Annotated in this window: 18 protein-coding genes; 12 read left to right on the forward strand and 6 right to left on the reverse strand. The window is 60.2% G+C overall.

All coding sequences use genetic code 11. The annotated features are described in order from the left end of the window. Window positions 1–112 precede the first annotated feature (112 nt). From BLT69_RS02615 to BLT69_RS02635, 5 genes are read right to left on the reverse strand one after another with little or no spacing between them, the layout of a single operon-like run. Window positions 113–886 (reverse strand): ABC transporter ATP-binding protein, encoded by a 774-nt coding sequence (locus BLT69_RS02615; protein ID WP_058236249.1) that lies wholly within the window; start codon window positions 884–886, stop codon window positions 113–115. Then, window positions 879–1,718 carry an ABC transporter ATP-binding protein gene (locus BLT69_RS02620; protein ID WP_070725018.1) on the reverse strand — a complete coding sequence of 280 codons (840 nt, stop codon included), beginning with the start codon at window positions 1,716–1,718 and terminating at the stop codon, window positions 879–881. Before BLT69_RS02620 ends, BLT69_RS02615 begins: the two co-directional genes overlap by 8 nt. Next, window positions 1,715–2,578 (reverse strand): ABC transporter permease, encoded by an 864-nt coding sequence (locus BLT69_RS02625; RefSeq protein WP_092648332.1) that lies wholly within the window; start codon window positions 2,576–2,578, stop codon window positions 1,715–1,717. Before BLT69_RS02625 ends, BLT69_RS02620 begins: the two co-directional genes overlap by 4 nt. Then, window positions 2,579–3,544, reverse strand: a complete 966-nt coding sequence (locus BLT69_RS02630; RefSeq protein WP_092648333.1) for an ABC transporter permease — start codon at window positions 3,542–3,544, stop codon at window positions 2,579–2,581. It lies immediately after the preceding gene. Then, a complete protein-coding gene (locus BLT69_RS02635) occupies window positions 3,541–5,061 on the reverse strand; it encodes an ABC transporter substrate-binding protein (protein WP_227469047.1) in 1,521 nt (506 codons plus the stop codon). The genes BLT69_RS02630 and BLT69_RS02635 overlap by 4 nt, the downstream gene beginning before the upstream one ends. Before the next feature lie 535 nt (window positions 5,062–5,596). Here BLT69_RS02635 and BLT69_RS02640 point away from each other — a divergent pair. The 4 genes from BLT69_RS02640 (at window position 5,597) to BLT69_RS02655 (ending at window position 8,027) form a co-directional block, all read left to right on the forward strand. Further along, on the forward strand, window positions 5,597–6,970 hold the full coding sequence (locus tag BLT69_RS02640; protein WP_092649066.1) for a threonine/serine exporter family protein: 1,374 nt from the start codon (window positions 5,597–5,599) through the stop codon (window positions 6,968–6,970). 363 nt (window positions 6,971–7,333) lie between these two features. Then, entirely contained in the window at window positions 7,334–7,516 is a 183-nt protein-coding gene (locus tag BLT69_RS10785) for a hypothetical protein (RefSeq protein ID WP_157886321.1), read from the forward strand. Window positions 7,517–7,534: 18 nt separating this feature from the next. Next, window positions 7,535–7,789, forward strand: a complete 255-nt coding sequence (locus tag BLT69_RS02650; protein ID WP_157886322.1) for a hypothetical protein — start codon at window positions 7,535–7,537, stop codon at window positions 7,787–7,789. Between the two features lie 10 nt (window positions 7,790–7,799). After that, window positions 7,800–8,027: a hypothetical protein gene (locus tag BLT69_RS02655; protein WP_058236254.1), complete on the forward strand. Its 228-nt coding sequence runs from the start codon at window positions 7,800–7,802 to the stop codon at window positions 8,025–8,027. Between the two features lie 102 nt (window positions 8,028–8,129). Here BLT69_RS02655 and BLT69_RS02660 read toward each other — a convergent pair whose 3' ends face one another. Continuing rightward, entirely contained in the window at window positions 8,130–9,722 is a 1,593-nt protein-coding gene (locus tag BLT69_RS02660) for an aspartate:alanine exchanger family transporter (RefSeq protein WP_058236826.1), read from the reverse strand. Between the two features lie 503 nt (window positions 9,723–10,225). Between BLT69_RS02660 and BLT69_RS02665 the strand changes: the two genes are divergently transcribed. From BLT69_RS02665 to BLT69_RS02700, 8 genes are all read left to right on the forward strand, one after another. Then, entirely contained in the window at window positions 10,226–11,983 is a 1,758-nt protein-coding gene (locus BLT69_RS02665) for an acetolactate synthase large subunit (protein ID WP_092649067.1), read from the forward strand. Window positions 11,984–11,986: 3 nt separating this feature from the next. Next, entirely contained in the window at window positions 11,987–12,499 is a 513-nt protein-coding gene (gene ilvN / locus BLT69_RS02670) for an acetolactate synthase small subunit (RefSeq protein WP_092648336.1), read from the forward strand. Between the two features lie 4 nt (window positions 12,500–12,503). Next, window positions 12,504–13,529: a ketol-acid reductoisomerase gene (gene ilvC, locus BLT69_RS02675; RefSeq protein ID WP_058236256.1), complete on the forward strand. Its 1,026-nt coding sequence runs from the start codon at window positions 12,504–12,506 to the stop codon at window positions 13,527–13,529. A 172-nt stretch (window positions 13,530–13,701) separates the two neighbouring features. Continuing rightward, window positions 13,702–14,766 (forward strand): 3-isopropylmalate dehydrogenase, encoded by a 1,065-nt coding sequence (locus tag BLT69_RS02680; RefSeq protein WP_092648337.1) that lies wholly within the window; start codon window positions 13,702–13,704, stop codon window positions 14,764–14,766. Between the two features lie 232 nt (window positions 14,767–14,998). Then, window positions 14,999–16,144, forward strand: coding sequence for a branched-chain amino acid aminotransferase (locus BLT69_RS02685; protein WP_058236258.1), 1,146 nt, complete (start codon window positions 14,999–15,001; stop codon window positions 16,142–16,144). Between the two features lie 154 nt (window positions 16,145–16,298). Further along, window positions 16,299–17,567, forward strand: a complete 1,269-nt coding sequence (locus BLT69_RS02690) for a heme/hemin ABC transporter substrate-binding protein (RefSeq protein WP_257590387.1) — start codon at window positions 16,299–16,301, stop codon at window positions 17,565–17,567. Next, window positions 17,564–18,607: a FecCD family ABC transporter permease gene (locus BLT69_RS02695; protein ID WP_257590388.1), complete on the forward strand. Its 1,044-nt coding sequence runs from the start codon at window positions 17,564–17,566 to the stop codon at window positions 18,605–18,607. The genes BLT69_RS02690 and BLT69_RS02695 overlap by 4 nt, the downstream gene beginning before the upstream one ends. Continuing rightward, window positions 18,604–19,446 carry a heme ABC transporter ATP-binding protein gene (locus BLT69_RS02700; RefSeq protein WP_092648338.1) on the forward strand — a complete coding sequence of 281 codons (843 nt, stop codon included), beginning with the start codon at window positions 18,604–18,606 and terminating at the stop codon, window positions 19,444–19,446. The genes BLT69_RS02695 and BLT69_RS02700 overlap by 4 nt, the downstream gene beginning before the upstream one ends. Window positions 19,447–19,453 lie beyond the last annotated feature (7 nt).

A 19,453-nucleotide genomic window follows, 5' to 3' on the forward strand; every position in this document is an offset into this window, starting at 1 on the left:
TCACATCCACCTAGGCGATGCCTCCACCTCAATGAGAGGAGTGTCGGCCCTTGGCGGTGCTACCTACTATTCAGCCGGCGTGTCCTTCGAGCCGGACGGTATTTCCGGTGAGTCAGTCGGTGCCGCTTGGCAGTCGAGGAATTGCAGCAATCAGTGCGCGCGCATAGTCACCCTCGGGAGCTGACAATACACGACGAGTCGGGCCGCGATCTTCGACGTGCCCATCCTTGAGCACGACGATAGTGTCGCACGCTGAGGCCACGGTCGCCAGATCGTGAGAAACCAGCAGAAGCGACATGCCGCGCTCACGGGTGATCGAATCGATCATCTCCATGACGGAGGCGCGCGTCGCCATATCCAGTGCCGAAACAGGTTCATCAGCGATGATGACGCTCGGCTCAGACACCAGGGCCCGGGCAATGGCGATGCGTTGACGCTGCCCACCTGAAAAAGTTCGAGGATACTCGTCAGCGCGCTGCGGATCGACACCGACCAGCCGCAATGCCTCGTGCACCATCTCCCGCGCCCGTGCGCCCGACGCCACCTTCAGCGCGTGCAGCGGCTCGGCAACGATCGCCCCGACACGCATACGCGGGTTGAGTGAAGAATACGGATCCTGGAACACCGCCTGAACGTGTGAACGGAAATTGCGCATGATACTGCGCGAACGCGAGCGCACCGGCATCCCGGCAAAGGTGACAGACCCCGACTGCGCGGGCAACAATCCCAGGCCCAGCCGCGCAGCTGTGGTTTTCCCGCTTCCGGATTCACCGACGAGGGCGACGCGTGCACCCGGCTCGAGGTGCACGCTGAAGTGGTCAATGCCGGCATCTGTTGACGGGTAGTGGAAGGTGACGTCGTCAAAAATCAAAGCAGAATCACTCATCGTTGTCCCTCCGATCGTCGCGGGACTTGATAGTGTCCATCATCGTGTCGAGGTGGCGCGCCGCCTCCACAATGCGGCGTGTGCCATCGCTCAGATCCGTTGCGTCTGCGGCCACGAGGTTCGAGGTTGACACGTCGTCGCTGATCCGTCCCTCCTCGATGACGACGATGCGATCAGCCATCTGTGCGACCACCGGAAGGTCATGAGAGATGAAAAGTAACGCAGTGTCGTGCTGGCGCGTGGCCTGGGTGAGGACATCCAGAATATGCGCCTGCACTGTTACGTCCAGCGCCGTGGTAGGCTCATCTGCGATCAGGAGGTCTGGCTGACAGGCCAGCGCCAGCGCAATCGCCACGCGTTGGCGCTGGCCTCCGGACAGTTCATGCGCAAATGCGTGGGCAACGCGTTCAGGATCAGGTAGCTGCACTCCGCTCAGCGCTTCATTGATTGCAGCGCGCATGGCGCGTCGCCCTCGTACATGCTGATGGTGGGCCAGCGGCCACTCCAATTGCTTACCGATACGCATGAGCGGATCGAGGGCAGACAGGGGATCCTGGAAAACCATTGCCGCCGTGGCTCCACGGAAGCTGCGCAGGTCTTTTTCGGATGCACCGGTCACATTGAGGTCGCTCACCCGTAAAGATCCGCTCACCTGAGCTGGCGAAGGCAGAAGCCCCATCACAGTTTTGGCGAACATTGATTTACCCGACCCGGACGCACCGATCATGCCCACGTGCTCGCCGCGATTCATGGTCAGATTGAGCGAGTCCAGAATCGTGCTGCCGCCGATGCGCACGGTCAGATCATTGGCCTGGAGCAGTGGCGCGGTCATGAGGCCTCCTGCTGGGTAGGATCGACCGCGGCGCGCAGGCCGTCCGACAGTAGATTTGCGCCGATCACGAGGACGACGATGGCGACGCCTGGTGCGATTGCGCCCAGAGGCTGTGTGGTGAACGTGGCCTGAGCATCCAGCAGCAGACGCCCCCACGACGCGTTCGGCGGGGGAGTGCCCAGCCCCAGGTAGGACAATCCTGCTTCAGCCAGAACCGCTGAACCGAACAGCACAGCCACGTTGACGATCAGGAAGGGCCAGATATTGGGTAGAACATGGCGCCAGACAATGCCAAGGGTCCCCACTCCGGACGTGCGTGCGGCAACCACGTACTGCTCGCGCAGCACACGTGATGTGAGGATGCGCGTCAGCCGCGCTATCACGGCAGATGCCGACAGGCCAATCGCCACCGTGACGGTCAGCAGTGATGCGCCTCCAACTGCGACCATCAGCATGGCGAGCAGCAGTGTCGGAAAGGCGATGAGGACGTCCAGGATCGAGGAGGCCACATCGTCGAACCAGCCGCGCGAAAGTGCTGCAAGGAGTCCGAAGCTGATGCCGATGATGGATGCGATGAGCGCTGCGCCGGTGCCGACCGTCAGCGCGATACGCGCACCGATCAGTACGCGTGTAGCGATGTCATGGCCCAGGCGATCGGTGCCGAGCCAGTGCTGCCACGATGCGCCTTCCAGTCGGCCGCCCGACGTGTCATCGACAGGGTAGGGCAGCCAGAACAGTGAGACGAGGGCGGCCAGGGCGACCGCGGAGAGAAGAACGACGCCGATGATCAGGCCGGCTCTGCCGGTTCGACTGGCCCGGCGGCGCGGAGCGGATGGCGAAGGGGAGGGTGCGGGAGTCATTTACGCGCGACCTCCTGTCAGGGAAGTGCGCAGACGCGGATCAACGATACGTTGAAGCACGTCAGCAAGGAACCCGATGACCAGCACGAGGGCGGTGGAGACAAGCAGGACCCCTTGAATAGAGGGGAAATCATGCTGAGCGATCGCTCGGGTCAGCATGGAGCCCAGGCCGGGCAGAGCGAAAACCTGCTCAACAACGACTGCACCGATGAAGGTGGTCGCAAGCTCGATGCTGGCTACCGAGATCACCGGGATCGATGCGTTGCGCAAACCGTGACGGATCATTGCGCGCGTGCGCGACTGGCCCAGCGCCCGCGCGCACGCCACGTAGCCTGAGTCAATGACATCGAGGGCGGCTGAGCGGGTGTAGCGCGTCATCGACGCGCTGGAGACGAAAGCGATGGTGCTGACCGGCAGGACGAGTGCCGTCCACGCGAGGAACGGGGTACCCCATCCCTGGGGTGGGAAACCGCTCGCGGGCACCAGACGCAACCTGACGGCAAAAACGATCACCGCCATCATGGCGATCCAGAAAACAGGAACAGCGATACCGATCTGCGAAAAGATCGACACGATCAGGCCGGCAGGCCCGTTGCGCCATCGAGCCGCCACGTATCCCAGAGGAATGGCAATGATCAGGGCGAATGTGAAGGCGATCAGAGTCAGAGGAATGGTCACCGACAGGCGTGAGGCAATCTCAGCGCCCACCGACGTTCCTGATGTGAACGACGTGCCCAGGTCGCCATGCGCCAGGTCAGAAATCCAGCGGACGAACTGGGTCACAACCGGCTGGTCAGATCCGACCTGACGGCGCGCCGCCTCAATCTGTTCCGGCGTTGCGGTCGATGTCAAAAGCGCATTGGCTGGGTCGCCGGGCAGGAGCCTGAGCAGCACAAATATTGCAATGAGGCCCGCCACCCCAGTGGCAAGGAGCAATGCGCTGCGACGAACCAGGTACCGGATCACTCGGACTCGCTAATCCCCGCCACGAAGAACTGTGAGTTCAGCCCGTTGACCCCGTATCCGCTCAGATGAGACCGTGCGATCACAACTTGAGGGTACAGGTAGAGCCAGGCGCTTGCGGCTTCCTCGGCAATGATCCTGTTGGCCTGGCGCAGCAGGTCGGCTTGTTCATCGGTGGAATGCGCGTGCTGAGAGCGCTCGACAAGGTCGGACACTTCAGGATTGTCGTAGCCCCAGTAGAAATCCGGGTTGGCGTACCACACGACGTCGCGAGTGTTGACGTGCTCCTGCAACGTGGCTTCGTAATCCTTGTTTGTGAAGACCTTGGAATACCATTCGTCAGCGGTGATCGGATTGATCGTCACGGTTACACCGATCTTGGCCAGCTCGCTCTTGACGAACTCAGCGACCAGTGGATGCGGATCGTAGGTCGGAGTGTCCAGCGTGAAGGAGAAGCCGCCAGCCAGTCCAGCTTCGGCCAGCAGTGAGCGCGACAACTCCGGATCGTAAGGGTTCAGGCCAGTCAGGTCCTCATACCACGGGTCCGAAGGCGGCACCATCGAGCCGATGACCTGTCCCTTGTCCGCCCACACGGACTCCAGGAGCTTGTCGCGGTCAATGGCTGAGTAGACAGCTTTGCGCACGCGCGCATCATCGAACGGCTTGACTCGGTCATTGAAAGCGAGCAGTTCCTTCGTCGTGGACATGCCGTCAGAGACGGTGAAGTTCGCGTTCGAATCGAAAGTGGGGATCGCATCCGGTGACTGCACATTCGTCACAATGTCGATGTCACCGGCCTGCAGAGCGTTCGTCATGGACGTCGCATCGGTGAAGTAGTGGAAGATGGCACCGGCATTGGCAGGCTTGTCACCCCAGTAGTCCTCGCGAACCTTCAGCGTGAGGGTCGAACCTTTCGTCCATCCCTCCACCGTGTAGGGTCCGGTGCCGTCAGTTTGCGTCGTGGTGTCGAGCCCTTCGGGAACAACCCACATGCCGGACAGGTCATAGTCCAGTGAAACGGAAGGCTCTGACAGCGTCAGGACGACGGTCGTGCTGTCAGGTGCCTGCACGTCAGAGATAACGGATACTTCCTTCTTGCGCGCGGACTGCGATTCGTCAGACAGTAGGTGCTTGATGGAGGCGACAACGTCGTTGACGGTCATCTCCTTTCCCGAGGAGAACGTCACGCCCTCACGAATGGTGAGCGTATGGGTCAGTCCATCTTCGGAGACGACGTCTTCAGTGGCCAGCCAAGGTTCCACGTCACCCGAATCAGTCAGGCGGAACAGTGTTTCATACACGTTGCCTGTCAGCGCTTCGGTCGCGCCCTGCCCACCGCTACCTGAGTTTGATAGGTTCGTCGGCTCGTACAGGGAGCCAATGTCAATGGTGGCCGCTGCGTTCGCCTGGCCGCCGGCGCTTTGACCGGACTGGCTCGAGTTGAAAGCATCCGGGCCCGCACACGCAGTCATTCCCATGACGAGGGTGGCCAACGCGGCGATGACTCGTGAACGTTTCACAAAAGCTCCTATCCCAGATGCGGTCAGTGCGCTGTGTGTCACTGCGGACGCATCGCGACTGTTTAATCGGTGTGTGGGCGGGCGGTCACTATATATGCAGCCCACACTAGTCACACGTTAATGCGAGATGAAGACCTGTGCGTTGTGATATTCACCGTGTGAGATGGGAAGCGGGTCACCTGTCCTAGGCAAGGAGGTGTCGATGGTGGCACCATTTATTACTGTGAAAAACTCTGCCTCAGATGATTCGACTGCCAGCTCGGCGTCGAACTTTTCGGCACCTGCGTCCAACGAGTTGCCCTCGTCGAGCACAGCCGCGCACGACGATCCCAGGCACGACGAACCCGGTCGCGACGGTTCCCGTCACGGCAGGCCAGGCCACAATGAGCCTGGTGGCGGCGATACCAGGCGGGGCGATGCCGGGCGAGGCGCTCCTGAACGCACTGCTGCGGCGCGTGAGGATGCAGTCACGGGCACAGACCACAACCGGTACGCTCACACCGAGCGTGAACGCACCTCACTGACGCTGCACCGTATGGTGGCTCACGATCGCCTTGCTCACGCGTCGCGTATCGTGTTGCGTCTGGGACAGATGCTGTTGTCCAGCGGTGCGAGTGCATTTCGCGTCAAACACGGCATGGCTCGTCTGGCGCAGGCAGTCGGTATTGAGCAGCACCACGCGCAGGTGACATACACCGAGATTATCTCCACGGCGTACGCGTCGGGCACCTTCCGCACCGAGCTTGCCGAGCAGCGCGCGATGGGTGTCAACGCTGACCGCATCGACCGGCTTGCGAGTTTCGTCAATGGCCTGGGCGGGCCCGGATCGATCAGCATCGAGGAAGTCGACTCCACACTTGATGAGATCGAGCACGTGCCGCCGTTGTATTCGACGCTGCCGAACGCGTTGGCATCGGGTATCGCATGCGCGGCGTTCTCATTTCTTAATCACGGCGGCTGGGTGGAGTGCTCCGTTGTTGCCATCGCGGCCTTCTTCGGTCAGTATCTGCGCCGCCAGATGCTTCACCGTCGCATGAATCACTTCGGCGTGTGGATGGCGTGCGGTGCATTGGCCTCCACGATCTACATTTCACTGGTGGCAGCCGCGCAGCACTTCATGAACGTCGAACCAACCCACCAGGCCGGTTTCATTTCAGCAGTGCTCTTCCTGGTGCCAGGATTCCCGTTGGTCACCGGCATCATTGACCTGGTGCGTCACGATTTCCAGGCGGGGATTCCGCGTCTGGTCTATGTCACGATGCTGATGGTGTCGGCGGGTGTGGCCGTGTGGAGCGTGTCGTTGATTTTCCACTGGTCGGTCACCCCTCAGTATGACTATCACCTGATGCCGTGGGTGCTGTACCTGCTGCGGTTCCTGACCTCGTATATCGCGTCTTACGGGTTCGCTATGTTGTTTAATACGCCGCCCAAGGTCAGTGCCTACGCTGCGCTGATCGGTGCAATGATCAACACGGGTCGTCTGGCGATGGTGGATGAGTTGCATGTGCCCGTTCAGGCTGCTGTGGGGATTGCGGCACTGTGCGCGGGTCTGCTGGCGTCGCTGGTGGCGCGTTCGAGCCATCGTTACTCACGCGTGAGTCTGTCGGTGCCCGCCGTTGTCATCATGATCCCGGGTGTGCCGTTGTACCGTTCGCTGGCTTACCTGAACAACGGGAACATCAATGACGCGTCTGCCGCACTTTTCTCCGTGTTCTTCACGGTTATTTCAATCGGCGTGGGTCTGGCGGTTGCGCGCATGCTCACTGACCGCAACTGGCTGATGGAGCGTCCAGTGTCTGTGCCTTCGCTCGGCCTGGCTGGGGCAATCGACGAGGGCGACGCTGATGAGCTGGGTGACAGCCTGGGCGATGAGGTCGATCCTTTCCCTGAAGGAGCCGACGGGCGGTAGCCGGTGGTATACCGCTGCAGCGCCGGCACGGCGTGCGGCACCCCGCGAGAGGGCGCGCAGGGATCGCTGCGCATCAACGTCATGCGGGTACTGTCAACGGGTCAAGGTCTGAGTCGATCGACCAAGGTGACAGTCAACGGATCAAGGTCTGTCAGTGCGCTGCTGAGCACCTCGCCACAGTGACGGTCAACTGTTCAAGGTATTAATCAACCGGTCAAGGTAGCCGACGTTGCGAAGATCAACCGGTCAAGGTAGAACGCCGTCACCGCGCGATCTCATCATGTGAGAACCGCGGAATAGTGCGGAAAAGTCGCTGTCGCCGAAGCGTGCCGGCCAGTTTTTCAGCTCTCTTACCTTGACCGGTTGACTCATGGGCAGTGCAATGACCTTGACCGGTTGATTGCATCTGACGTGATTGCATCTGACATGCTGGCCTTGGCGCACCATTCACTCAACCCCATAGTTCGCGCCGCATACCTTTTCCGTCAGACAGCTGCTGTGCGCGGCAGTTTGTCGCCGAACCTTGTTGAGCCGGCAGCACTCTGATACCCTCATTATTAGCAGGTGTGGAATAATGTGCCTGCGGTTGTGGGTGCTGTTGTTGCGGCACTTACTCTTGGCTATACGGTTGCTCGCGATGATGGTGTATCTCGAGCAGCTTCGGGGCAGATTACCTGGAGCCAATGGAAAGGCTCTATTGGCTGGGGGATTTGCGCAGGTGCAGTTGCGCTCGGCCCGGTTGGCGTGGTGGCCTATGAAGGGTGGAAGAACGGCTTTACGCAGGAATGCATGAAACATGACTATTGCAAGAATGGGTAGGTGATTCACAATGACTGTGAAGGTGACCAGTGATGCTTTGTATGTTATTGCCACTGTGCTGTTGGGCGGCGGGTTGATTTATGCGCTTGTGACACGCGGAGCAGTTCCTGGGCCTGCTCTGGGGGTCGGGATGCTGATCCTGTTTATTGCTGCTGCATTGAACCTGATTGATGAGCGGCGCAAACGTCAGTCGCTCCATTCGGACAAGGTCCGCAGGGGCATCGACAAGGATCAGTAGCCAGCTCACACAAGAAGCAAGTCGCCCTCGTCCATAAAGGAGGAACGAGGACGACCCGCCAATTGCTGATTAGCTGCGTAGAGCAGGCGTGAAACCGAGCAGCTACATGGCGCCGAAGACCTGCGCCACCATGATCTTGCCGATCATGGCGACCGGGTAGACCAGTGCGTAGCCGAGCGCCACACGAGGATCCATGTTCGTGCGGCCATTCGCAAATGCCAATACCGCAGGCTGGGTCTGCGAACCTGCAAGTACACCGGCCAGGCGCGTGCCGCCCATCTTGAAGATCCAGCGCATCGAACAGTACATGCCGATCGCCATGATCAACGTGATAATGACGCCGAGCAGGAAGATCTTCCACCATGCGCCTGATGTGAACGCTTCGATGATCTGACCGCCTGCGACGGCTCCGGCCTGAGCGAGGAAGACCAGCAAACCGAACTCCGAGAGCACCTGGCATGCGGTGTAGGGGATCGCGGTGACGATCGGGCCGACGCGGCCGATCTTGCCAAAGATCAGGCCTATGATCAGCGTGCCGGCAGCGGAACCGATCGAGAAATACTCACCGGTGGGGGTGAAGAACTTCAGCTCGCCCAGCAAAATGCCCAGCGCCATGCCGATGCCCAGAGCGACCGGGTTCACGTCAGACAGGCCGCGTGCCGAGTCACCGAAGAACTCGGTAATCTTCTTCATCTTGGAGGTCGGAGCAACCACACGCACGCGGTCACCTTGCTGGAGCACCAGTCCTGGTTCTGCGACCATATCCACGTCACCGCGACGTACACGAGAAATCGTGGCGGAAAAACGAGTGGCGAAATCAAGGTCTCCCACTGTTCGCCCAGCGACCTTCGGGTCAGACACTGTCATGCGGCGGAAGTCCAGGTAGGAGCGGTCCTGCAACAGTGAGTGCGAGGAGGAGTGTCCAAGCTCGGTGGCAACACGCGCCACAAGTTCACGCGGGCCAACAACTGTCAGCAGGTCACCAGGATCGAGTGTGTCCGACATGGATGGGCGCGTGATCGGGCCAGCCTCACCGCGGCGCAGACGCGAGAACGTCACGCGGCTGCCGAGCTTTTCGTAGATGTCACCAATGAAGGGATGGTCTTCGCGCTCGACGCGGATGGTGCGGTTAGCCAGCGGGCTGGGCGCATCTTTGTCGTGCTTGCCGTATGACAGGGCAGCAGCCGCAGCACCGAGCATGCCGATGACACCAAAAATGTAGGAAATGGAGTAGCCAACAGTGGCAGCACCTGGGTCGCCGGACGCTTCTCCGGCGGCAGCCAGAGCGGGCGTGTTCGTCGTAGCACCGGCAAATGTGCCCGTGATCATCGCGGTGCTCATGCCGAATCCGCGTCCGACCAGCAGGCCGACCGAAGCGGCCACGATGTACAGCACGACCATGATAAGGATTGGTCCGATGGCCTTGCGCAGATTGTGGAAGAAGGATGCGCCGGAAGTAATACCGATAGCAAAGGCGAAGAGGGCCAGGCCAAGCGTGCCGAGTTCACGGGTGACGCGCAGCTCAACACCGTATGTTTCCGCCCACGCAGCCAGGATGATCGCGAAGAACAACACCGCGGCGGCACCCAGTCCGATTCCACGAACTTTGACGCGGCCAAACGCCATCCCGATGCCGATCAGGATGAACAGGAACAGCACGGGCTGTTCAGCCAAAAATGAGAATACAGAGGCCACAGGCACACTCCCATTAAGTTCCAAAGGTCTACATGCTCTGGCATTATCTCAGGTATTTCTCAGGGTGCGACAGTCTATCGTCCCAATTGTCGTCACATTTGGCGAATGTGACGCGACTGGCTTTCTGGCCCGGCTCGCATGGGGCCTGCTGGCGTGGTGTGGGGATGACGAGGGCGTGCTGCAGGTTTGATACTGCACCGATGCCGGATGCTTGCCGAAAAGGCGCGAAGAAAGGGTGCGGAGGGCTGCCTGTGAAGCGCAGGCAATCTGGCTAATGACGCCGGGTTCTCACAATATGAGATTCCGGGACTCGCGGCCCGACGGAGCCGTAACGTATGAGACGTGCAGAACATTATCGCAGTGACGGACGTCCTCCTCCTCGTAGGTCGGCGTGCGTATCCTGCTGCGTAAATGTCAGGTGGAACGCACGCCTAATCCCCACGCTTGGAGCGAAGGGGATTTTTTTGTACCACCACACAAACCATTGAGAGGACACCATGAACATGGGCGATACTCCAACACAGACAATGACCGGGGCGCAGGCCATCGTCGCGAGCCTGGAAGCACTGGGCGTGACCGACATTTTCGGTATGCCAGGTGGCGCGATCTTGCCGACCTACGACCCGCTCATGGATTCATCCATGCGTCACATTCTGGTTCGACATGAACAAGGAGCAGGACACGCTGCCGAGGGGTACGCCCTGGCGACTGGAAAAGTGGGCGTTGCGATCGTGACGTCCGGGCCGGCAGCAACCAACACATTGACTGCACTGGCTGATGCCAATATGGACTCTGTTCCGATCGTCGTCATTACAGGCCAGGTCGGTGCCTCCATGATCGGCACTGACGCATTCCAGGAAGCAGACATCGTGGGCGCATCCATGCCGCTCACCAAGCACTCATTCCTGGTGACGGACGCGCAGGAAATCCCCTCGCTGATCGCTGAAGCATTCCACATCGCATCGACCGGACGGCCAGGCCCCGTCCTCGTCGACGTGACAAAATCTGCCCAAAACGCACAGATGAAATTTTCGTGGCCACCGGCATTCGACCTGCCGGGCTACAGGCCTGCCGCTAAGCCGCACAAGAAGCAGGTGCGCGCAGCAGCGGCTGCCATTGCGACAGCTCAAGCTCCAGTTCTGTACGTCGGCGGTGGCGTGATCCGCTCGCGCAGTTCCGAGGCGCTGGCAGAACTGGTGGAAGCGACCAACGCGCCAGTGGTGACCACACTGACCGCGCGCGGCGCATTCCCCGACTCGGATCAGCGCTGCCTGGGAATGCCGGGAATGCACGGAACGGTCGCAGCGGTGGGAGCCTTGCAGCGTGCCGACCTCGTTGTTTCTCTGGGTGCACGGTTCGATGATCGCGTGACAGGAAACCTCGACTCCTTCGCGCGTCGCGCACGCGTGATCCACGTGGACATCGATGCTGCGGAGATCTCCAAGAACCGAGTCGCAGACATTCCCATCGTGGGCGATCTGGCAGCGACCCTGCCTCGCCTGACGGCTGCCGTCAAGGCTGTACAAGACGCCAGTAAACCGGCCGATCTGGGCGGGTGGTGGCGCTACCTCAACAGGCTGCGCGACACTTACCCGATGGGGTGGACTGAACCGGAAGACGGGCGCCTTGCCCCGCAGGGCGTGATCTCGCGCCTGTCAGCTCACGCACCCGATGCTATCTTCACCACCGGCGTGGGGCAACACCAGATGTGGGCGGCGCAGTTCCTCACACTCGACAAGCCTCACCACTTCATTTCCTCCAGCGGACTGGGAACAATGGGCTACTGCATTCCAGCCGCAATGGGAGCGCAGGTCGGACAACCCGACACGGTGGTGTGGGCAATTGACGGCGACGGATCATTCCAGATGACCAACCAGGAGCTCGCCACCTGCGTGGTGAACCGGATCCCGATCAAGATTGCCCTGATCAACAACTCGGTGCTGGGCATGGTGCGGCAGTGGCAGTCGCTGTTCTATTCGAAACGCTATTCGAATACCGACCTCAACCCCGACGAGGGTGACCAGGTTCCGAACTTCGTGGCACTGGCGAAAGCCTACGGCCTCGAAGCACGGACCGTGCGAACTGAGGACGAGGTGGACGAAGCGATCGACTGGGCAATGTCAATCAATGATCGACCTGTCTTACTGGACTTCAGGGTGTCGCGAGATTCGATGGTGTGGCCGATGGTCGCAGCCGGAGTTTCAAACGACGACATCATGTACGCCAAAGACATGGCCCCGAACTGGGAAACGGAGGACTGACCGATGGGACACTTGCGAACCTTGTCAGTGCTGGTGGAAAACAAGCCGGGCGTCCTCACCCGAGTGGCAGCACTTTTTGCCCGCCGCGCATTCAACATTCAATCCCTGGCAGTGGGGGAAACCGAACACCCGAAGATTTCCCGCATGACGATCATCGTTGAAGCCGATGATTTGCCGTTTGAACAGATCACCAAGCAGCTCAACAAGCTGATCAACGTCATCAAAGTCGTTGAACTTGAGCCAGATTCCAGCGTGGAGCGCCGACTTATGCTGATTAAGGTGCGCACGCATGGTGCACACCGCACCCCTGTGCTCGAAGTGGTCGATTTGTTCCGTGCTCACGTTGTTGACGTCCAACCGGAATCGGTGGTGATCGAATCCATTGGATCTGGTCAAAAGCTCGACGCCCTCGTGCGCGCACTTGAGCCATTTGGCATCACAGAAATCGTTCAATCAGGCGCTGTCGCCATTGGCCGCGGTCAACGCTCAATCACAGATCAACTCAAGGAGATTTAGAACAATGGCTGAAATCATCTATGACGACGGAGCAGATTTGTCGCTGATCCAGTCCAGGAAGGTCGCCATCATCGGATACGGCTCTCAAGGACATGCTCACGCCCTGAACCTGAAAGATTCCGGCGTTGACGTGGTGGTGGGACTTCGCCCTGGCTCATCCTCGTGGGACAAGGCCGAAAAGGCAGGCCTGAAAGTAGAGGACGTTCCCGAAGCTGTCAAGGAAGCGGACGTCGTCATGATTCTGGTCCCCGACCAGGTCCAGCGCACCGTTTACGCAGAGCAGATCGAGCCGAACCTGAAGGAAGATGCGGCACTGTTCTTCGCACACGGCTTCAACATCCGCTTCGGCTACATCGACCCGGGCAAGAACCATGACGTGTGTATGGTTGCGCCCAAGGGCCCTGGCCACACTGTTCGCCGCCAGTTCGTTGACGGCAAGGGCGTTCCAGCTGTTGTCGCAGTGGAAAACGACGCGTCGGGCAACGCATGGGATCTGACTCTGGCATACGCCAAGGGCCTGGGTGCCACCCGCGCCGGCGTCATCAAGACGACCTTCACCGAAGAAACTGAAACCGACCTGTTCGGTGAGCAGAGCGTGCTGTGCGGTGGCGTCTCGCACCTGATTCAGGCCGGCTTCGAGACCCTCGTTGAGGCCGGCTACCAGCCCGAGATCGCCTACTTCGAGGTGTGCCATGAGATGAAGCTGATCGTCGACCTCATTAACGAGGGCGGCATCACCAAGCAGCGTTGGTCGTGCTCTGACACAGCTGAGTACGGTGACTACGTGTCCGGTCCGCGTGTGATCGGCCCCCAGGTCAAAGAAGCGATGAAAGAGGTGCTGGCGGACATTCAAAACGACTCCTTCGCGCACCGATTCATTGCTGACCAGGAAGCGGGCGGCCAGGAGTTCAAGGCACTGCGTGCTGAGGAAGAAAGCCACCCGATTGAAAAGACCGGTCAGGAACTGCGCCGCAAGTTTGGATGGGCGTCCGTTGACGAGGACTACACGGACGGCTCAGCAGCTCGCTGATTTTTCAGTTGATGACCGTGAGCCGGGGGTGGCACCGAACAGGTGCCACCCCCGGTCTATGCGTAGGCCTTCATGACCACCATGTGCGGAGCACAGTGTCCGCCATGTGGGCCGCTCATTCGCATGGTGGACGAGGAACCGTGAGCGCAGATGGAAGCGACACAATGAAGCCATGACACGGTTGAAATTAGCTGTAATTCCCGGAGATGGCATCGGGCGCGAAGTTGTGCCGGAAGCACTGCGCGCACTGGAGGCCGCACTTGCTGGCTCAGGTACACACATTGACACCACCGACTTTGACCTGGGCGCCCATCGCTACCACTCCACTGGTGAGATTCTCACCGACGAGGACCTTGCCCGGATCGATGATTCCGATGCGATCGTTTTGGGCGCAGTGGGCGACCCGTCAGTGCCCTCAGGCGTGCTGGAACGCGGTTTACTGTTGAAGCTGCGCTTCAGCCTGGATCACTACGTCAACTTGCGTCCCTCGCTGTACTACCCGGGAGTTGCAACCCCCCTGGCCGATCCCGGCACCGTTGATTTCACTGTCGTGCGCGAGGGGACAGAAGGCCTGTACTGCGGAAATGGTGGCGCCATACGTACCGGCACCGACCAGGAAATTGCCACCGAGGTGTCCGTGAACACCGCCTTTGGCGTGCAACGCGTAGTGAAATACGCCTTCGAACAGGCGGCCGTCCGTCCAGTGCACCACCTGACGCTGGTGCACAAGCACAACGTCCTCGTCAATGCCGGGGGACTGTGGCAGCGCACGGTGGAAGAAATCGGCGCACACTACCCGAACGTCACTGTCGACTATGCCCACATCGATGCCGCCACGATCTACATGGTGAACGACCCGGGCCGATTCGATGTCATCGTCACTGACAATCTCTTCGGAGATATCCTGACCGACCTTGCCGGCGCGGTAACCGGTGGAATCGGCTTGGCGGCGTCGGGCAACATCAATCCCGAGGGCGCTCACCCCTCCATGTTCGAACCGGTCCACGGATCTGGCCCCGACATCGCCGGGACAGGAAAGGCAGACCCGACAGCTGCGATCGCATCGGTCGGAATGCTGTTGGAACACTTGGGATATCGCGAGGAAGCAGGCGCAGTCCACGATGCCATCGAACGCGACATGCAGCGTCGCGCTGACGCGCAGGCAAGCGGTGAGCAGCTGGTGCGTTCAACAGAACAGATTGGCAGCGATATCGCAGCGCAACTGGCACGCGACTAGGAGGTGTGCCAGTTGCCGTGGGACTGAGGTGAGCGTAGCCCTCGCGCAGCCAGAGTGCGCGCGTTCACGCCGACCACGTGCAGTGGCTCGACCATGCGCAGCTGCGCATTGCGCGCCCGAGACGTCCGCTCGTGCGAAACAGGTCGACATATGGACTGTCATATTGTTCTGCGGTGCAGAGGGATAGGCTGCAGGTAGCGAATGCGAAAGTCAGTGACGATGAGGAGTAACGATGACTATTGAGCATCAGCCCACGCAATTGGAACAAGCAGGTAGCCAGCCGCTTCCGGACGCCGACCGTATTGCTGGGCGCTTCCCGCTCGAAAAGAACACGTCGCCCGCTGATCAGGCGACTTACGACGGCATCATGAAGGACCTCACCTTCGGTCACCGCTTCACTGACCACATGGCACACATGGCGTGGACACCGCAGCAGGGATGGCATGACCGCGAAATCATTCCATTCCGGGATCTGACCGTGTCGCCGGCTGCTGCCGTGTTCCACTACAGCCAGTCCGTCTTCGAAGGACTCAAGGCGTACCGCCATGAGGACGGCTCCGTGTGGACATTCCGCCCCGGATACAACGCTGCGCGCATTAATCATTCCGCTCACCGTCTTGCACTTCCACAGATGGACCGCGAAGACTTCGTGGGCTCGCTCGTAGACTATGTTCGTGCCGACGAAAAATGGGTGCCTGACGTAGAAGGATCGAGCCTGTATCTGCGGCCCTTCATGTTCGCATCGGAGGCGTTCTTAGGCGTCCACTCAGCCTCGCGCATTGACTACTACGTGATCGGGTCCCCGTCCGGCCCGTATTTCGTGGGCGGATTCCAACCAGTGTCGATTTGGGTCTCCCGAGGTTTCCACCGCGCAGGCCCGGGCGGAACAGGAAGCGCCAAAGCAGGCGGCAACTACGCTGCTTCACTGCTCCCGCAGCAACTCGCAGGGGAAAAGGGCTTTTCGCAAGTCTGCTTCCTCGACAGTTACGAGGAACGCTATCTGGAAGAACTCGGCGGCATGAACATGTTCGTCGTGATGAGCGACGGACGAGTGTGCACACCTGAACTGACTGGCGTCATTCTGGAAGGCGGCACGCGCTCCGCGATCTGCCAGCTCCTGCGCTCACAGGGCGTGGATGTTGAAGAAAAGCCGATCGCCCTGGACGACCTGGTCAGCGGCATTCAGTCGGGCGCCGTCAGCGAGGTCTTCGCATGTGGAACTGCCGCTGTCGTCACACCCATCGGCCGCCTGGCCAATGATGATTTCGACGTGACGATCCCTGTTGGCCCGGTGACGGAAAAGATCTACCACCAGCTCACCGACATTCAGATGGGACGTGCAGACGACCCGTTCAACTGGACGTACAGGATCTGCTGAAACAGGTGTGATAGTCCATCGGCGGTGTTAATTTGCCGACCACGTAGGAACATCGTACTCTTACGTGGGTAAGCCGTTTTTATGTGAAACAGCGTCATATAAGCACGAGGTTTACCAACTGGCCAAACCGACTGCGACAGATGGAGTTTCAACAGTGAAAGCGGCTTCGTGGACACCAGCTGCATGCCTGAGCACACTCACGTGTGCCCTCGTCATGACGGTCACTGGGTGCGCCAACATTGCGACAGTACCCGAATCCGATGCCAGCGCATGCGACATGCCGCCAGCCTCCACCCAAGCCCGCGACTTTGACTTGTCGGAATCAGTTCAGGCCAATCTGCCCGACCCGCTACAGCTCAAGGGGCCAACAACCGCGTACACGCGAAGCGACCAGATCATCCCAATTTCCGACGATCCAACCAGCTCACAGACATTGCCTGCCACCGTGACCAGTGATGACGGTGCGCGCCAGACGGTTACGGACACCACGCGCATTCTTGCCCTGAACAATAACGGCGGACTCGCGTCCATCGTGTACGCGCTCGGATTTGGATGCCAGCTGGTCGGCAGGGACACGGCCACGGCGATCCCCGGCCTCGACAATCTGCCACAAGTCACGCGAAACGGGCACGAACTCAACGCCGAATCCATCCTGGCGCTGCACCCCTCGGTCATCATTACCGACGACAATATCGGACCGCGACAGGTCCACGAGCAGCTACGCGACACGGGCATCCCCGTCGTGTTCATACCTGACGTGCACGAGGGCGGCCTTGATGCTGTCGGTACTCAAATCAAAGCGGTGGCCGATGCTCTGGGTGTCCACGAGCTGGGTGCTCAGCTGGCTACGCGCACCGACCAGGAAATTGCGAACGCACGCCAGGCAGTTGCTTCCATTGCTCCTAGTGATTCGTCGGCACGGCCACGCGCCGCATTCCTGTATATGCGCGGTCCCAAAATCTACGACTGGTTCGGCCAGAATTCAGGAGCCGACGCGCTGATTGAAGCACTGGGAGCGACCGACGTGGCAACGGAAGTGGGGTTCAAAGGATCCCAACCTACCAATGCTGAAGCGCTGGTGCAGGCGGCTCCAGACGTGATCGTGACGATGACACTGTCCATTGCGTCGGTTGGCGGGCTAGATGCGATGTTGAAATTGCCCGGCATTGCACAGACACCTGCCGGGCAGAATCGCCGCATCATCGACATGTCTGACTACGAGGTCATGACGTGGGGGCCGCGAACGGCTGATGTGATCGTGGCGTTAGGGCAGGCACTGTATGATCCGGAGCGCGCGTACCTTCCTGACCATAAGCCAGCCATTGTTCAAAAACGCCTCGATGAGATGGCGGCGCGCACAGGGCAACACGGCGGCGCTGGAACAGGGCGCGGTCACGGCGGACAAAGCGGTGCGCGTCAGTGACAACTGCCCGACCCCGCACCCTCATCGTCTTCACCGTGATGACCGCTCTACTGGTCATCACGGTGCTCGTGTCTGCGGCGCTCGGCCAACTCGTCATTCCCTTCGACCAAGTCCTCGGATCCGTTACTCATAAAATCGGCTTGCCGTGGTTTCCTGCACCCACCCACCCATTCGGTGATGAAGCCCTGTGGAACGTGCGCTTTCCTCGCATCGCGATGAGCATCCTGGTGGGAATCTCGCTGGCGGTCGCTGGCGCGTTGATGCAGGGCATATTTGGCAACCCGTTGGCCGAGCCTGGAATAGTGGGTGTCTCCTCTGGAGCAGCGGTTGGTGCCGCACTGTCGGTCATCGCCGGATGGACATTCCTGGGGCCTCTCACCACACCGACGCTGGCATTCGTCGGCGGGCTGATCACCACATTCATCGTCTATGTCATGTCTCGACACGAAGGACGCACCGAAGTCGTGACGTTGATTTTGATGGGCGTCGCCGTCAACGCGGTCGCCGGAGCGATCATCTCATTCATCGTTTTTCGCGCGCCCACATCCGCCCGTGAACAGATCGTGTTCTGGCAGATGGGGTCCATCGCCGGTGCGTGCTGGCAGCAAGTCACCCTCGTCGCACCCCTGTGCGTGATCGGCACGCTCATCGCATTCGCTTTGTCTCGTCAGCTCGACATTCTTTCACTGGGGGAGCGGGCGGCCCGGCATGTCGGTGTCAACGTCGAGCGTCTGCGCATGATCGCGATGACACTGGTAGCACTGCTGGTTTCGTGCGCCGTCGCATTCAACGGCATCATCGCCTTCGTCGGGCTGGTCGTGCCGCACTTCATCCGCATGCTTATCGGCCCCTCTCATGGGCTCCTGCTGCCCGCAAGCGCGCTGGGCGGCGCACTCCTGATGGTCAGCGCGGACTTTTGTGCCCGCACACTCATCGCCTACGCCGACCTGCCGATCGGCATGCTCACGTCACTGGTCGGAGGGCCCTTCTTTTTCTACCTGCTCAGGCGCTCACGTTCGCGATCAGGAGGCTGGGCATGAGAACCTGGCGATCCCTGCTTTCACGCGACTCTGACCTGCCCGATCAGCCAGATCTCCACACACCGCTCATCGACGCGCAGGACGTCACGGTGACAATCGATGAGCACACCATCCTCGATCACGTCAGTGTGCGCGTATTCCCCGGAGAGGTGGTCGCCCTCGTCGGTCCCAACGGAGCGGGAAAATCAACCCTGCTGTCTGTGCTGAGCGGAGATCGCGCTCCACAGTCAGGGACAATTCGCGTCGCGCAACGCCCCATCAGGGAATGGAACGCGGTGGAACTGGCACAGCGACGCTCAGTGCTCCTGCAACGTATCGACATCGCGTTCCCCTTTACTGTCGTGGACGTTGTGCGCATGGGGCGGGCATCGTGGGCCGGCACCTCCAAGGAAAACGAGGACGAGGCAACAGTTAGCGCGGTTCTGAGGAAAGTTGATATCGAGGCGCTGCGCGAGCGCACCTACCCTTCACTGTCAGGTGGTGAACGAGCCAGAGCAGCATTTGCCCGCATTATGGCGCAGGCCAGTCCTCTCATGCTGCTCGACGAGCCAACGGCGGCGATGGACATCCGACATCAGGAACTCGTCCTCAGGCTGGCACGCGACTATGCGCAGACGGGCTGCGGTGTTGTCATTGTGCTGCATGCATTGGATGCTGCAGCCGCATATGCGGACCGAGTGATCCTGCTGCACGACGGCACAGTGGACTGCTCAGGGCCGCCCGCTGACGTACTCACGTCTGAGCGTCTGACACGCGTGTACCAGCACCCCATCGACGTATTTGACCACCCTCACACGCACACTCCGGTGATCACGCCACGACGACACTATGCTGAATAAGGCATAC

Source organism: Schaalia radingae, assembly GCF_900106055.1.
GTDB lineage: Bacteria > Actinomycetota > Actinomycetes > Actinomycetales > Actinomycetaceae > Pauljensenia > Pauljensenia radingae_A.

Coding starts and splice junctions, on each gene's coding strand:
- BLT69_RS02665 (WP_092649067.1), top strand. CDS start 10,226: ATGGGCGATACTCCAACACAGACAATGACCGGGGCGCAGGCCATCGTC.
- BLT69_RS02640 (WP_092649066.1), top strand. CDS start 5,597: ATGGTGGCTCACGATCGCCTTGCTCACGCGTCGCGTATCGTGTTGCGT.
- BLT69_RS02620 (WP_070725018.1), bottom strand. CDS start 1,718: ATGACCGCGCCACTGCTCCAGGCCAATGATCTGACCGTGCGCATCGGC.
- BLT69_RS02615 (WP_058236249.1), bottom strand. CDS start 886: ATGAGTGATTCTGCTTTGATTTTTGACGACGTCACCTTCCACTACCCG.
- BLT69_RS02625 (WP_092648332.1), bottom strand. CDS start 2,578: ATGACTCCCGCACCCTCCCCTTCGCCATCCGCTCCGCGCCGCCGGGCC.
- BLT69_RS02655 (WP_058236254.1), top strand. CDS start 7,800: ATGACTGTGAAGGTGACCAGTGATGCTTTGTATGTTATTGCCACTGTG.
- BLT69_RS02700 (WP_092648338.1), top strand. CDS start 18,604: ATGAGAACCTGGCGATCCCTGCTTTCACGCGACTCTGACCTGCCCGAT.
- BLT69_RS02685 (WP_058236258.1), top strand. CDS start 14,999: ATGACTATTGAGCATCAGCCCACGCAATTGGAACAAGCAGGTAGCCAG.
- ilvC (WP_058236256.1), top strand. CDS start 12,504: ATGGCTGAAATCATCTATGACGACGGAGCAGATTTGTCGCTGATCCAG.
- BLT69_RS02680 (WP_092648337.1), top strand. CDS start 13,702: ATGACACGGTTGAAATTAGCTGTAATTCCCGGAGATGGCATCGGGCGC.
- ilvN (WP_092648336.1), top strand. CDS start 11,987: ATGGGACACTTGCGAACCTTGTCAGTGCTGGTGGAAAACAAGCCGGGC.